12 protein-coding genes are annotated in these 14057 nt (G+C 60.9%); 7 read left to right on the plus strand and 5 right to left on the minus strand.

Annotation, left to right across the window (positions count from 1 at the left end; all coding sequences use genetic code 11):
* Positions 1 to 59: 59 nt before the first annotated feature.
* Both SCL_RS00395 and SCL_RS00400 read right to left on the minus strand, forming a co-directional pair.
* Positions 60 to 1472, minus strand: coding sequence for an MBL fold metallo-hydrolase RNA specificity domain-containing protein (locus SCL_RS00395; RefSeq protein ID WP_096359088.1), 1413 nt, complete (start codon positions 1470 to 1472; stop codon positions 60 to 62).
* 9 nt (positions 1473 to 1481) lie between these two features.
* Positions 1482 to 2360: a fructosamine kinase family protein gene (locus SCL_RS00400; RefSeq protein ID WP_096361774.1), complete on the minus strand. Its 879-nt coding sequence runs from the start codon at positions 2358 to 2360 to the stop codon at positions 1482 to 1484.
* Between the two features lie 401 nt (positions 2361 to 2761).
* Between SCL_RS00400 and SCL_RS00405 the strand changes: the two genes are divergently transcribed.
* Positions 2762 to 5125, plus strand: a complete 2364-nt coding sequence (locus SCL_RS00405) for a putative bifunctional diguanylate cyclase/phosphodiesterase (protein WP_172425855.1) — start codon at positions 2762 to 2764, stop codon at positions 5123 to 5125.
* A 50-nt stretch (positions 5126 to 5175) separates the two neighbouring features.
* On the opposite strand, the gene SCL_RS00410 is transcribed toward SCL_RS00405, so the two are convergent.
* Entirely contained in the window at positions 5176 to 5604 is a 429-nt protein-coding gene (locus SCL_RS00410; protein ID WP_096359090.1) for a DoxX family protein, read from the minus strand.
* Between the two features lie 575 nt (positions 5605 to 6179).
* Here SCL_RS00410 and SCL_RS00415 point away from each other — a divergent pair.
* Both SCL_RS00415 and SCL_RS00420 read left to right on the plus strand, forming a co-directional pair.
* A complete protein-coding gene (locus tag SCL_RS00415; protein WP_148664932.1) occupies positions 6180 to 7064 on the plus strand; it encodes an EDSAP-1 family PEP-CTERM protein in 885 nt (294 codons plus the stop codon).
* 107 nt (positions 7065 to 7171) lie between these two features.
* On the plus strand, positions 7172 to 9370 hold the full coding sequence (locus tag SCL_RS00420; protein ID WP_096359092.1) for a primosomal protein N': 2199 nt from the start codon (positions 7172 to 7174) through the stop codon (positions 9368 to 9370).
* Between the two features lie 140 nt (positions 9371 to 9510).
* Here SCL_RS00420 and SCL_RS00425 read toward each other — a convergent pair whose 3' ends face one another.
* Positions 9511 to 10584, minus strand: coding sequence for a metal-dependent hydrolase (locus SCL_RS00425; RefSeq protein ID WP_096359093.1), 1074 nt, complete (start codon positions 10582 to 10584; stop codon positions 9511 to 9513).
* 232 nt (positions 10585 to 10816) lie between these two features.
* Between SCL_RS00425 and SCL_RS00430 the strand changes: the two genes are divergently transcribed.
* From SCL_RS00430 to SCL_RS00440, 3 genes are read left to right on the plus strand one after another with little or no spacing between them, the layout of a single operon-like run.
* Positions 10817 to 11371, plus strand: coding sequence for a TetR/AcrR family transcriptional regulator (locus tag SCL_RS00430; protein WP_096359094.1), 555 nt, complete (start codon positions 10817 to 10819; stop codon positions 11369 to 11371).
* 38 nt (positions 11372 to 11409) lie between these two features.
* Complete coding sequence (locus SCL_RS00435; RefSeq protein WP_096359095.1) at positions 11410 to 12441, plus strand: NAD-dependent epimerase/dehydratase family protein; 1032 nt, start codon at positions 11410 to 11412, stop codon at positions 12439 to 12441.
* 41 nt (positions 12442 to 12482) lie between these two features.
* Positions 12483 to 12713, plus strand: coding sequence for a sulfurtransferase TusA family protein (locus tag SCL_RS00440; protein ID WP_096359096.1), 231 nt, complete (start codon positions 12483 to 12485; stop codon positions 12711 to 12713).
* Positions 12714 to 12745: 32 nt separating this feature from the next.
* Here SCL_RS00440 and SCL_RS00445 read toward each other — a convergent pair whose 3' ends face one another.
* Positions 12746 to 13147 carry a MarR family winged helix-turn-helix transcriptional regulator gene (locus tag SCL_RS00445; RefSeq protein ID WP_172425856.1) on the minus strand — a complete coding sequence of 134 codons (402 nt, stop codon included), beginning with the start codon at positions 13145 to 13147 and terminating at the stop codon, positions 12746 to 12748.
* 218 nt (positions 13148 to 13365) lie between these two features.
* On the opposite strand from SCL_RS00445, the gene dsrE2 reads away from it, so the two are divergent.
* Positions 13366 to 13998, plus strand: a complete 633-nt coding sequence (dsrE2, locus tag SCL_RS00450) for a sulfur carrier protein DsrE2 (protein WP_096359098.1) — start codon at positions 13366 to 13368, stop codon at positions 13996 to 13998.
* Positions 13999 to 14057: the final 59 nt, after the last annotated feature.

The following is a 14057-nucleotide window of genomic DNA, read 5'->3' on the forward strand; positions in this document are numbered from 1 at the left end:
TGCGCGCGCTGCGCGATTTTTCCGAACGACCGTTAGTGTTCGCAAACCGGATTTAAGCTTTATTTCCGGGCTTTCGGTGGTGGCGCCAGCAAGTCGATACGCTCGCCGGCCTGCGGCATCAGTACGTTTACAGGTATTGAATGCAAACGGCGGGCCAACGCTTCCATCGGTTCAGGCTCGCCGTGCACCAGCGCCACCACGGGACGGCGTTCGAAATTCTGATACCACTGAAACAGACCCGACTGACCGGCATGCGCCGACAATCCGCCGACGGTGTGAATGCGCGCGGCGACGCGGATGGTCTCGTCCCAGAGCTTGACCGTCTCGGCGCCGTCGACGATTCTGCGCCCGAGCGTGCCGCGTGCCTGGAAGCCGGCGAAGATGACGTGGCACTGTTCGCGCCAGAGGTTGTGCTTGAAGTGATGCCGGATACGCCCGCCGTCGCACATGCCGCTGCCGGCGATGATGATGGCGCCGCTGCGCACGCGGTTGATGGCCATGGACTGGGCGGCGGTGCGGCTGAAATGCAGGTTCGGCATGCTGAAGGGATCGCCGGCTTTTTTGCGCCGCTTGCTGGCCTCGGCGTCGAACAGCTTCCAGTGTTTGCCGTAGACTTCGGTGGCCTCGATCGCCATCGGGCTGTCGAGAAACACCGTCCACTGGTCGATGCCCCATTCCCGCCAATACTGCTTGAGAAAATACAGCAGCTCCTGGCTGCGGCCGATGGCGAAGGCCGGGATGAGGATGTTGCCCTCGTCGCGCCGTGCCGCGCGGAATACCTCGCCCAGTTCCGCGATCGTCTCTGACCAGGGACGGTGTTCGCGGTCGCCGTAGGTGCTTTCGAGGACGACCAGATCGGCTTCGTGGACGGACTCGGGGTTGCGCAGGATCGGCGCGTCCGCGTGCCCCAGGTCGCCGCTGAAGACAATCTCGCGCCGGTTTCCGTTTTCCTCGAGCCACAGCTCCACGATGGCCGAGCCAAGAATATGGCCGGCATCCCGCAAGCGCAGCCGCACGCCGGGGAAGAGCTGGCGCTCGGTGTCGTAGTCGAGCGCTTGAAATTGGCGTATCGCCTTCTCCGCGTCTGCGCGCGAGTACAGTGGCTCGACCAGGCGCTTGCCCTGCCGCAGCCGCCGCCGGTTTTCGTGTTCGGCGTCCTTCTCGTTCAGCGAAGCCGCGTCCTTGAGCATGATCTGGCACAGGTCGCGCGTGGCCCGGTGGGTGTAGATGGGTCCGCGAAAGCCGGCCTTGACCAGCAGCGGCAGCCGGCCGGAGTGGTCGAGGTGGGCGTGGGTGAGGATCACCGCGTCGAGCGCGCGCGGATCGAAGGCGAAATCAGCGCGGTTGCGCGCCTCGTCGGCGGGCGCGCCCTGGATCAGGCCGCAGTCAACGAGCACCTGCCGCGCGCCGACGTGCACCAGAAAACAGGAGCCGGTGACTTCCTGGGCGGCGCCGTGGAACTGGATATCCATATATTTCCCTTATCCCAATTCGCTCAGCAGCGAATCGATCATGCGTTCCGCCTGGGAACCGTAGCCGCCGCCGAACAGATTGAAGTGATTGAGAATGTGATAGAGGTTGTACAGTGTTTTGCGGACCTTGTAACCGTCATCGAGCGGCCAGGCCTCGCCGTACGCGCGGTGGAAGCGCGCGGAAAATCCGCCGAACAATTCGGTCATGGCGATGTCCGCTTCGCGGTCGCCGTAATAGACCGCGGGATCGAAGATTACCGGTTGCTGTCCGGTGGCCCCGACATTGCCACCCCACAGATCGCCATGCAGCAGCGAGGGTGCGGGCCGGTAGCTGCGGAAAAAATGATCCAGGTCCGCCATCAGCCGCTCGCCTTGACGCAGCAGGTCGCGGCCGTGACGCGCCGCGAGCCTGAGCTGAAAGCCGAGCCGGTGTTCGCGCCAGAACTCGACCCAATCGGCGCCGGGCGTATTGATCTGCGGCGTCGAGCCGATGGTGTTGTCGCGATGCCAGCCGAACAGCTTCTGCGTGGCGCGATGCATCTGCGCCAGTTCGTGTCCGAGCCGTTCGAGGCTGCGCGTGCCGGCGCTTTCCAGGTCGAGATGTTCAAGCACGAGATAGGCGGATCCATCGACCATGCCGGCACACAGCGGCAACGGCACGCGCACGCTGCGGGTTTGCGCGATTTCTTCCAGGCCTTCGGCCTCGGCCTCGAACATGGAAAGACGTGCGGCGTCATTGAGCTTGACGAAGTAGCGTTGCCGGCCGTCCTGCACCACCGTGGCGGAATTGATGCACCCGCCGCCGACGGCCTGTCGCGACCGGATAGTAAAGGGAGTACCGGTGGTAGCGGCGACGTGCTGCGCGATCGCTGTCCAGGTTGTGTCCATTTCCGCGCTCTCCATTCGTGACAGGTAATGTAGGACCAATCCCGGGAGGCGAGAAGCCCATTCAGGGCCGGAGCCACGCCGGAAAATGGCACCGGCGGGACCGAAAGGCTGCCCGACACCGCCATTGGTCTTGCCGTCGGCAAAAAATCGTCAAAATCCCCTTATTTTCAGCCATCATTTTTTATAGGCCGCTGATTTTATGGAGATCGATAAATGGCACTAGATTTGCAAGATTTAACGGCCGCCAACGCGTTTTGGCTGGGGATGATTTGCCCCCGGGCGGTTCAGGGATGGGGAAATGCCAGGAGGTGACCAAGGTTCCAATGGAACGGGAACGACAACGAACGGATTCGCATCGGCGTTTATTCGCCCGCAGGCGGTTTTGGCGATCAAGAATAACGATGCTGCTGAATCAGATGTCCGTGCGCACGAGCTTCCTCATCGGCATGACGGTGGTGGGATTGCTCGGCCTGTTTTTTGTGCTGGCGAGCGGCGACGTCTATCGTGACGCCGGCCTGGCGCAACAGCGCGCCGCGCTCGGCGAACAGGTCAGGACGCGGATCAGCGAACTGCGACACGAGCTGGAGACGGAATCGCAGCGGCTGGTTCTGCTGGTCCGCTCGGAACCCGGATTCATGACGGCGGCAGCCAGCGGCAAAACCGCCCTCGTGGTACGCCAGCTCGATCATCTGTTCGACCGGCCCGGCTTCTCCTCCGGTCGCGCCCGGCTGGCCAAGCTGCAGCTGCTGGATGCCGACATGACTGTTCTCGCCTCTTCCGGCCAGGGCGTCCCCGAAACGATTTTGAGTCAACCCGCCTGCGCCAGCCTGTATTCCGTGGCGGCGAAACGCAAAGACACGGAAATATCCAGGCCTGTCACCGGCACCTGCGTGGCGGATAAAAACATCTATCATCTCTCGATTCATTCGCTGGACGAGCGCGCCGCGTCCGGTTTTCTGCTGGTGGCGCTGGACATGACCCCGCGGCTGACCGGGCCGGAAAACATCTTCAACCTGCCGGTGTACCTGAGCCTCGCTGACGGCGCGCCGTTTTACCGCTCCGCCAACTGGCCGCGTGCCGAAGAAGCCGAAAATTATGTGGTGGCAGAACAAGCTTTCAACGTAACGCCGCGCGCGCCGCTGCGTGTCGGCGTCAGCCAGGATATCCGCGCGTTCAAGGACGAATTGGTGCTGGCCGGGCACAATTTCACGGCCGCCGCCGTCGCGGCGATGCTGCTGGTCGCCTGGCTGGTGTGGCTGGCCCTGCGCAAAGTCGCGCTCCGGCCGCTGCAGGCGCTGGCCCTGCAATTGCGCAAGGCTCGTGCGGACAAGAACCGACTTGGTGAACACGTGGCGGTGGAAGGCGGTACTGAAATCGCCGAGCTCAGCGCTGGCTTCAACAGCATGACGACGCGGCTCAAGGAGCTTTATGAGAGCCTGGAAAGCCTCGCTTTCACCGACCCGCTGACCAAGCTGCCGAACCGCACGTTATTTCACGAGCGTCTCGAGCAGGCGATCGAGGACGCCAAGCGCGATTACAAGCCGTTCGCCCTGTTCCTGATGGACCTCGACCGCTTCAAGGACATCAACGACACCCTCGGCCACCAGATCGGCGACAAGCTGCTGCAACAGGTGGCGGCACGCCTGCGCAGCAAGCTGCGTGACATCGACACCGTGGCGCGCATGGGCGGCGACGAATTTGCGATCCTGCTGCCGGCGGTGAACGACAAGCACGCCACCATGGCGGCGCGCATGCTGCTCCAGGCCCTGCGCACCTCGTTCCGGATCGACGAACAGACCCTCGATATCGGCGCCAGCATCGGCATTGCGCTCTATCCCGATCACGGCGTCGACGCCAACATCCTGATCCAGCGCGCCGACGTCGCCATGTATGCCGCCAAGAACAGCAACGGCGGCCACGCCTTCTACGACGGCAAGATCGACCAGCACAACCCGACGCGCCTGACCCTGCTCGGCGAGCTGCGCCATGCCGTGGAACAGGAACAGTTCGTGCTGTATTACCAGCCGAAGGTGGATCTCCGGAATCTCCAGGTCATGGGCGTCGAGGCGCTGGTGCGCTGGAATCATCCGCGCGAGGACCTGCTGCTGCCGGATACCTTCGTCCCGCTGCTGGAACAGACCGGCATGATCCGCAGCCTCACGCCATGGGTGCTGAACGAATCCCTGCGCCAGGGCCAGCTGCTCCAGGATCAGGGGCTGCCGATCACCATTTCCATGAACCTGTCGGTGCGCGACCTGCAGGACCCGTACCTGGCGGACGCCTTCGCCGAGCAGCTGGCGGCGCTGCAGATTTCACCGCGCTGGCTGGAGCTGGAGATCACCGAGAGCGCGGTGATGACCGAGCCGGAGCGTGCCCTCGAGGTGCTGGCGCGTCTGTCGGCGATGGGGCTGCGCATCGCCATCGACGATTTCGGCACCGGTTATTCCTCGCTCTCCTACCTGAAGAAGCTGCCGGTCAACACCATCAAGATCGACAAGTCCTTCGTCATCGGCATGGAGCGCGACGAAAACGACGCCGCCATCGTGCGCACCAGCGTCGATCTGGCGCACAACCTCAAGCTCGAAGTGGTGGCGGAGGGCGTGGAGAACGAGGAAACCCTGAAGCGCCTGAGCGAACTGGGCTGCGACACCGCCCAGGGCCACTACATCAGCCGCCCGCTGTCGGCGGAAGAGCTGGCCGTCTGGCTCAAGCAGTCCTCCTGGGCGATCGAGCGCAACCCCAAGCTGCTGCGCCTGCACAAGTAGTTGCGCTTCCGCGGCGGCCAATTCATCCGCCGTCGCCGATTACCACCCCATCAGCAGTTATCTTTGCCCAGACTGCAGGGCCCCGGCCCCTGCGCGACGACAAACAGCAGCGCGCCCATGATCGCCATGTTTTTCTGGAACTGGATGAACTGCGCCTGCATCTGGTCCGGCGGCAGTCCCCAGTAGGCATGAAACAGATAAGTCACCGGGATCATCCACAGGAGAATGGCGGCGGCGGCCCAGCGCGCCTGCCATCCGACCAGGATCATCAGGCCGCCACCCAGTTCGATGGCGATGGTCAGTGCCAGCATGATATTGACCAGGTTGGGATCGAGTGCCGGCATTACCTTCGCCATGTAGCCTGCGGTTCCGGCGAAACCGGCGATCTTCTTGAAGCCGGAAACGATGAAGAGATTTGCCAGCAGCAGGCGCCCCAGCAGCGGTCCGTATTGCTGCACCCATTTGCATACAGCTTTCATGTTGTCTCCTCCTGTTCCTTGGAATCCCGCCGCATCGTAAACGTAGTTTTATCGGCTGCCTAGCTGAAACCCGGGCATTTTTGAGCTGGAACATGCCTCCGGTCGTCGGTTTTATGCACAGAGAAAACACGTCCGGAAATGACCTGCCGCCGCCGTCAGAAATCCCTTGATAAAACCCGGGTGATTTTATCTAACACGTTGATATTGAAACATTTAATTCGTCAGTTTATTTTTTAATCAAACTAACGCAATCCCCGGAAAATGCCGTGCGACAGAATGTACCGGTCGGCTTCATCAACATTGTTATCCACAGATTCTGTGAGTAACGTTTGCGCCTTTTGGATACAAGCGCTTACACGCACTTCATGACAAAGTTGTGAACGTGGAGCGCGGGTGTTTCACGTATTGCACAGAAAATACGCAAAGCCTTTTCGCCCCATGGCCTGGTAGAGGTGCTGGCATGGATGCATGGGAAAGGATAATTATTTTCCTTGCCGGAAGAATCAGCTTTAGGGTATCGTCTTGAGTGATTCTAAAAATATAAATTTATAAATTATTTCAGGATGGAGCAGGCCATGAAGGGCAGAATAATTTGCCGCCTTGTCGCATGGATAATGGGCAGCGCGGGTTTGTTGACAGCCGGTGTTTCGTCAGCCTCCTCATACGCGGTATCAACCAATAGCATCACCAATTTCCTCCTCAGCATGCCTTCCGGATCGAGCTTCGGCGGGTTTACGTTTTCGGGCGACATTGCGGTTGCGCTTGGAGATTTGACCGGCGGGGAGGCCGATATTGACAAGCAGGATGCCGATGCAGCCTGCGTGGGCGGGTACTGCGCTGGTTTCAACAACAGTTTCACTTCGCACGGAATCAGTCCCGATCCGGGCTATGCGTATGGCGATGCGCAGATAGGCAGTAAAAATGTCCTGGCGGGTACCGGCGCTGCCTCTTCCATTGGTGAAGCAACATCCTACGATGGCCTTGCCGGTGCTGCTGGCGCCAATACGATGATCGCTTCTTTCAACCTGACCTCTGTCGGTATGCTCAATTTCAGCTTCCTGTCGACGCCTTATATGCAAACACAGCTCGGCGCGGGCGCACTTTCCGCCTCGGGGACCACTGACATGAATATCACCATCTGGCAGGGTCTGACGAAAAAGTTTGAATGGGCCCCCGATGGACTGTCAGGCGGAATTCTGAACGGCACCGAAGGGTCAGATCCATTCAGTCTTAATTTTGGTATCAACGGCAACAACACCTATTCCCCGGGAGCAGGATCGTTCAGCGCTTCCACCGCCGCGCTGGCGGCGGGGACATACACCATGAAAATCCATATGGGCAATGAGGCACATGCTGCCTCCGTCGCTGTTGTACCTGTACCCGCTGCGCTGCCGCTTTTCGGGTCGGGGGCAATTGCGCTTGCCGCGCTGGCTCGCCGACGGAGCAAATCAAGCCAGTAACGAGTTCAGTGAACAGACCGCAACGATTTCAGTTTCCGCGCTGCGCGATCCGGTTTTTCCCGCCATCAGGCCTGAATTTCCTGTGATAGAGTCGTGGCATGGTAGCCATGCCGCGCATCTATCAGGTCGCAATTCCAACACCGTTATATCGCCTGTTTGATTATTTGGCCGTGCCTGGTGTGGCCAGGTTCCCGCCAGGCGTGCGCGTGCGCGTGCCCTTTGGCCGGCGCGAACTGGTCGGGGTGGTGATGGGTGAGGTGGCGCAAAGCGAGTTGCCCGCCAACCGGCTGAAAAGCATCACACAACCGCTGGACGACAGCGCCATCCTCCCGCCATCCATGTTGAGCCTGCTCCAATGGGCGGCGGATTATTACCATCATCCCCTCGGCGAGGTCATCCACACGGCCCTGCCGGTGTATTTGCGTCAGGGACGTGCGCCGGTCGCCAGCGGGGTGAAGGTGTGGTCGCTCACGCCCGCCGGAAAGGCGGTGGATCCGCAGACGTTGAAGCGCGCGCCGGCGCAGAAACAGGTGCTCGAGGCGCTGGCGGCGGATGCGGACGGTCTCGATGCGGAGCAGCTTGCCAAGGTCTCGCAGCGCTCGGCGGCGGCGCTCAAGGCGCTGCGCGCCAAAGGGTGGGTGAGCAGTCACCAACGTGAGACGCGGCCCGTGATCAGCGGGGATTTGCAAACCGCGCCGGAACTCAATCCGGACCAGAAATCCGCCGTGGCCGGCATCCTTGCCGGTCTCGGCGGATTTCGTCCTTTCCTGCTGCATGGCGTGACCGGCAGCGGCAAGACCGAGGTGTACCTGGGCGTGATCGAGCAGGTGCTGGCGCAGGGCAAGCAGGCGCTGGTGCTGGTGCCGGAGATCAGCCTGACGCCGCAGCTGGTGGGTCGTTTCGCGCGGCGTTTTCGTGCGCCGATCGCCCTGCTGCATTCCGGCCTCAACGAACAGGAACGCCTGAGCGCCTGGGTCCGGGCCAGCGCCGGCCGCGCGTCCATCGTGCTCGGCACGCGCTCGGCGGTATTCACGCCGCTGATGCATCCCGGTCTTATCGTCGTGGACGAGGAACACGATGCCTCGTACAAACAGCAGGACGGTTTCCGCTATTCGGCCCGCGACGTGGCCGTGATGCGCGCCGCGCGCGAGAAAATACCGGTCATACTCGGCTCGGCCACGCCCTCGCTGGAGAGCCTCAAGAACGCGCGCCAAGGCGCCTATACCCTGATTGAATTGCCGGAACGCACTGGAACCGCGGTCATGCCACAGGTGCGGCTGCTCGACATGCGCCGGCTCAAGCCCAGCGAAGGATTATCGTTGCCGCTGCGCGAGGCGCTCGCGGCCAGACTCGAAAAAGGCGAGCAGAGCATCCTGTTTCTCAACCGCCGCGGCTTCTCTCCGGTGTGGATGTGTTTTGACTGCGGCTGGGTCGCCCCGTGCAAGCGCTGCGACGCCCGGCTCACCCTGCATCACAGGAAACAGAAACTGCTTTGCCATCATTGCGGCGCGGAACAGGAAGTCGTCAAGAGTTGTCCCTCCTGCCAGGGCGCCAACCTGCACCCGCTCGGCGAGGGCACGGAACGGGTCGAGGGCGCGCTGGAAAAATTTTTCCCGCGGGCGCGCATCGAGCGCATTGATCGCGACAGCACCGCGCGCCGCGGGGCGCTCGAGGAAAAACTGCGTCGCGTCCACGCCGGCGAGGCCGATATCCTGGTCGGGACCCAGATGCTGTCCAAGGGGCATGACTTCCCCAACGTCACGCTGGTCGGCATCCTCAACGCCGACCAGGGGTTGTACGGGACCGATTTCCGTTCGGGTGAACGGCTGTTCCAGTTGATCATGCAGGTCAGCGGCCGCGCCGGCCGCGCCGACAAGCCGGGCGAGGTGCTGATCCAGACCTGGCATCCGGAGCATCCCCTGTTCGCGGCGTTGCAGCGCCATGACTTTCACGGCTTCGCCGAGTTCGCGCTCAACGAGCGCCGCGAGACCGGCTACCCGCCTTACACCCATCTGGCCCTGCTGCGCGCCGAAGCGCCCGCGCCCGGCGCGGCGCTCGAATTTCTGCGCGCGGCGCGCGCGCTGGCGGTGCAACTGTCGCCCGGGAAGGACGTTCAGCTATTGTCCCCGGCGCCGGCACCCATGGAGCGGCGCGCCGGGCGTTACCGCGCGCAACTGCTGGTGCAATCCGGCCAGCGCGCGCCGCTGCACGAATTCCTGGCGCAATGGGTGCGGCAGCTGACGGAGGCGAAGTTCGCCAAGAAGACGCGCTGGTCGCTGGATGTCGATCCGGCGGATATGTATTAATTCATGGTCACAGAGGCCACAGAGAACACAGAGTAAAAACAGGAAATTTCAGCGAACAGTTTTGATTTTTATTCTCTGTGATTAATCTTATGCCCGGACAAACGAGCGCAGCGAGTAGGGCTTCATTTACGTGCTCTGTCTTAATGCGGAATGGCCTCGAAGATTTCCTGGCCGCTGTCATCATTGATCAGGCGGTAAACACGCCATGCCGCATCCTTGCCGGTCCGGCACGCGCCATAGCGGAAGGGCATGTTCCTGCCAGCGAGCGCAAAGCGCAGATCGTTGAACCACACGCATAGCCGGCCCTGGACGCGATCCATGCCATACAACGCCGGAAACAGGGCAAAATTCCGGTAGGACGAAAGCACCTCGGAATACCACAACTCTTCCGCCAGCTTGGCATCCTTCCCCAGGCCGAAACGTGGAACCTGTTTCCACAGGGCGTCCCGCACCGGGTAATACGAGGCATGGACCTGGCGCAGCCAATGGGCGCCCTCCGGCGGGAATTCCGGAATCTCGTTGCGCCACAGGCTCACGTAGGCCATGTGATATTCGTCCTTTTGCGGGATCACGATCATCCAGTGGAACGGCGAGAACGGCTGGGGAATCGCCTCAACCGTGCCGGCCACGAGCCCGTGACGGAGCGCGTAGTTCTCGCCTGCCGCGACGGCACGTTGATGCAGGACGCCTTGGAAACCCACGTAGGCGGCGAGCACGGCCAGGCCGATGACGGCGGGTTTGCGCGTAAGCTTCCATACCGCCGAGGCCACGAGTCCGGCGACGATGATCGCTGTGAAATACGGATCGATGATGAAGGTCGTCGGTAGCTGCGCGCGCCAGACGGAGAATGGCGCGAAGATCATGGTGCCGAAGGCGGTGATGACGTCACCGGCGATGTGGATGCCGATGCCCAGCGCCACCACGCCGACGAATGCGCGCCAGGAATATTTGCCGCGTACCAGCAGCATGAACAGCAGCGACAGGCCCAGCGCCCACAACGGCAGCATGACCACCGAGTGGGTGACGCCGCGGTGCACAGTGAGATAGGTGAGCGGATCGATGAAGCGCGTGATGAAATCGCTGTCGGGAAACGCCGCAGCCCAGAACCCGACCCACAGGCGTGCGCGCCGCGGCAACTGATCCGGCCGCGGGTCCTTCGGTTCCGTCGCGCGCGCAAGCAACGCGCCGCTCAGGGCATGTGTCAGGGTGTCCATGTCGTCAGTTCACCAACAGTTCAAAGTATATCGTGGCATCTGACACCGCTCTGGTACTGATATTCATGCCGGCAATTCCGCCGCCGGTATCCGTGTGACGGCGGCCCTCATGAGTTGGATTTCCATCTGGCCGAAGTTACTGAAGGCCCTTGCTTGACAGCTCCATAATTAGCAGTCCATAATTAAGTTATACAACTAACTTAAAATATAACTAACTGAAATTAAATTAAAAATGGGATCAGACAAACGCACACGCCTGATTGAGGCCGCCAACAAACTGATTCATCAGCAGGGTTTCAACCTGACCACGCTCGCCGACATCGCCCGCGAATCCGAGGTGCCGCTCGGCAACGTGTATTACTACTTCAAAACCAAAGAAGAGATCGGCAGCGCCCTGATCGAACACCGCGCGAATTTTTACCGCGGCATGATCGAGTCATGGAACCGGCTGCCTGATCCGAAGCAGAGGCTGGCGGCGCTGATCGAGATGGTGTCCGGCGAGCGCGAAACTCTTGCCCAGAGCGGCTGCCCTATTGGCAGCTTGTGCCAGGAGCTGCACAAAGACGGTGGACCGCTGGCAGACAAGTCCGCCAGCCTGATGGCCGCCATGCTGTCCTGGGCCGAGCAGCAGTTCCGCCTGCTCGGCAAAGAAAAAGAATCACCCGACCTCGCGCTGCACGTTGTCTCGGTGCTGCAGGGCGCCAGCCTGCTGACGCACACCTTCCGCCAACCGGACCTGATCGCACGCGAAACAGTGCGACTCAAAAAATGGATAGACAGCTTGTGAAAGGCCGCTGAATAAATTCTGGCCAACCGGGAGAAATAATGAGCGCGACAAAAAAGCTTCGGGTGCTGGTAACGGGAGCCACGGGTTTTCTGGGCAGCAATGTCCTCAAGGCCCTCATGACGCAGCCCGGTGTCGAGCCGATAGCGGCCTGCCGCCAACGCGAGAAACTGGCAGGAAATTTCCAGGGTGAGGTACGGGTTGGTAATTTGATGGATGCGGATTACCGACGCGAGGTAGTGAGAGAGGTCGATGTCATATGCAGCGCCGGCAACTGGGCATCCATGTGGAGCCACAAGGAGCAGGAACGCGAACGCTTTTTCGAGCCGACCCGTGACCTCATCGAGCAATCCATTCGACAGGGCGTAAAACGCTTTATCCAGACCAGCACGGTCGTGATCGGGGCTGTCAGGAAAGACAACGAACCCATCGACGATTTCTCACCGACGCGGCACACCGGTTTCTGGCCCCATCTCGACTGCCTGGTCGATCTGGACCATTACATGCGCACGAACAGCCAGCGTGGCACACAAATGGTCACGCTGCGCCTCGGTCACTTTATTGGCGCCGGCAACCGCCTGGGCATGCTGCCGGCACTGGTGCCACGGCTTCGAACCCGGCTGGTGCCGTGGCTCGCCGGAGGACGCAAGCGCCTGCCGTTGGTGGCCGACACCGACTTGGGCAAGGCTTTTGCGCTGGCAGCAACAACCAACGGCCTGAATGACTACGAGTCGTTCAACATCTGCGGCAAGGAATTTCCCACGTTGCGCGAGGTCGTGGAGTTCATCGCAATGGAGACGGGATTTCCCAGGCCGCTTTACAGCGTCCCTTACCCGGCCGGGTATGCCTTTGGCTGGCTGATGGAGTCGCTCAAGCCGGTCATGCCGGGTTCCTCGCCGTTTCTCACCCGTTCCATCGTGCATCTGTGCGAGAACTGGGTCTGCCCCAACGATTATGCCCGGAGAAAACTCGGTTATGCGCCGGGCAAGGACTGGCGCGCGGCGGTGCGCGAGCACCTGGCCGATCTCAGGGCCGAAGGCTATCCGTGGCCGCGCCTGTGCCAGCCGGCCTGATTGAATTCTCAAGACTCCCTCAACCCAAACAGGAGATCGCCATGTCAAACACAGTCCAGGAACTCGACGCCCGCGGACTCAACTGCCCGCTGCCCATTCTGCGCGCCAAGAAGGCGCTTAACGGTCTGCAATCGGGACAGGTGCTGCGCATACGCGCCACCGATCCGGGCGCGGTCAAGGATTTCGACGCCTTCTGCAAACAGACCGGCAACGAGCTGGTTTCCTCCGAGCAGAACAGCGGCGAGTATGTTTTCCAGATACGCAAGCACTGACGGAGGCGCGGCAACCGGATTTCGCCGGCTGGTCAGGTCAGCCGGTCGGCGAATTCGTTCAGCATTTTTATCATTTCCGGCGGATATTTTTGCGACAGCTTTTCGCGGAACACGGCGATGTCCTTCCTCGCTGCTTCGAGCTTGCCTGCGCCCATGCGGCTAAGGCGGATGTGGAACGAGCGCCGGTCCGAGTTGTTTTCGGTCACCTCCACGATCCCCGACTGGATCAGCTCGTTGATCAGCACGCTGGCCGTGGCGCGCCGGACGCTCAGCTTTTCGCTCATTTCCGTCACCGTCGCCTGCCCCATTTCCGCCAGTGCATCGAGCAACCGGTACTGGGGAACCCGCAGTCCCGAGTACATCAGCGACACCGAGATGTTGCGCTCCAGGTTCTGCGCCGCCTTGAGCAGTTTGACGACATCGATATTTTCCATGCCGCTCCCGCAATCCTGTTTGTTAGCGAAACTAATTAAATTCTCTGATTTGTGCTTCGCCCGTCCGGCATATTTAATCAGTTCAGAATATGCCGATTGACTATATGTGATGCCAATCGTCATATCAAATCCGTGTCGATCGTTCATGCAATCAACAATCAGGACGGAAGGCGCGGCGAGGTTTATCCGATCATCCTGTAACTTATTGAGGAGGGCTCATGTCCATCACGGCAGAAAAATCCACCGGCAATCTTTCCGGCGAATTGCTGCAGCAGCACGGCGCCGCGCTCGACGCGTGGTTCGACGATCGTTTCTCGAAAAAACTGAAAGAGGTTGAAGAGAACAGGACGCCGTCGCTTTCCATCATCGCCACCAAGGGCACCATGGACTGGGCCTATCCGCCGTTCATTCTCGCCTCCACCGCCTCGGCGCTGGGCTGGGACGTGAACGTGTTTTTCACCTTCTACGGCCTGGAACTGCTGAAAAAAGACCTGAATCTCCAGGTGAGTCCGCTCGGGAATCCGGGCATGCCCATGAAAATGCCGTTCGGGCCGAAATGGTTCCAGGGCATCAACTGGAACATGCCGAACCTGCTGATGGCCGGCGTGCCGGGATTCGAGAAGTTGGCCACGACCCTGATGAAGAAAACCGTGAAGAACAACGGCGTCGCGTCGATCCAGGAATTGCGCGATGTCTGTATCGAGGCCGGCGTCAATCTGGTCGCGTGCCAGATGACGGTGGATCTGTTCGGCTACACGCGCGACGATTTCATTCCCGAGGTCAAGGACTGGATCGGCGCCGCCAGCTTCCTGCCGATCGCGCAGAAATCCGACGTGAGCCTGTTCATCTAGTTCTGAACGGCCGGTCTTCGGACAACCGTCCGAAGACCGGTGTTCCGCGAGCTAAAAGA

The organism is Sulfuricaulis limicola (assembly GCF_002355735.1).
Taxonomy (GTDB): domain Bacteria; phylum Pseudomonadota; class Gammaproteobacteria; order Acidiferrobacterales; family Sulfurifustaceae; genus Sulfuricaulis; species Sulfuricaulis limicola.

Excerpts from the sequence above, each read along its gene's own strand:
- SCL_RS00415 (WP_148664932.1), top strand. The coding sequence starts at position 6,180 with ATGAAGGGCAGAATAATTTGCCGCCTTGTCGCATGGATAATGGGCAGC.
- SCL_RS00440 (WP_096359096.1), top strand. The coding sequence starts at position 12,483 with ATGTCAAACACAGTCCAGGAACTCGACGCCCGCGGACTCAACTGCCCG.
- SCL_RS00395 (WP_096359088.1), bottom strand. The coding sequence starts at position 1,472 with ATGGATATCCAGTTCCACGGCGCCGCCCAGGAAGTCACCGGCTCCTGT.
- SCL_RS00405 (WP_172425855.1), top strand. The coding sequence starts at position 2,762 with ATGCTGCTGAATCAGATGTCCGTGCGCACGAGCTTCCTCATCGGCATG.
- SCL_RS00420 (WP_096359092.1), top strand. The coding sequence starts at position 7,172 with ATGCCGCGCATCTATCAGGTCGCAATTCCAACACCGTTATATCGCCTG.
- SCL_RS00430 (WP_096359094.1), top strand. The coding sequence starts at position 10,817 with ATGGGATCAGACAAACGCACACGCCTGATTGAGGCCGCCAACAAACTG.
- SCL_RS00400 (WP_096361774.1), bottom strand. The coding sequence starts at position 2,360 with ATGGACACAACCTGGACAGCGATCGCGCAGCACGTCGCCGCTACCACC.
- SCL_RS00435 (WP_096359095.1), top strand. The coding sequence starts at position 11,410 with ATGAGCGCGACAAAAAAGCTTCGGGTGCTGGTAACGGGAGCCACGGGT.
- dsrE2 (WP_096359098.1), top strand. The coding sequence starts at position 13,366 with ATGTCCATCACGGCAGAAAAATCCACCGGCAATCTTTCCGGCGAATTG.
- SCL_RS00445 (WP_172425856.1), bottom strand. The coding sequence starts at position 13,147 with ATGGAAAATATCGATGTCGTCAAACTGCTCAAGGCGGCGCAGAACCTG.
- SCL_RS00425 (WP_096359093.1), bottom strand. The coding sequence starts at position 10,584 with ATGGACACCCTGACACATGCCCTGAGCGGCGCGTTGCTTGCGCGCGCG.
- SCL_RS00410 (WP_096359090.1), bottom strand. The coding sequence starts at position 5,604 with ATGAAAGCTGTATGCAAATGGGTGCAGCAATACGGACCGCTGCTGGGG.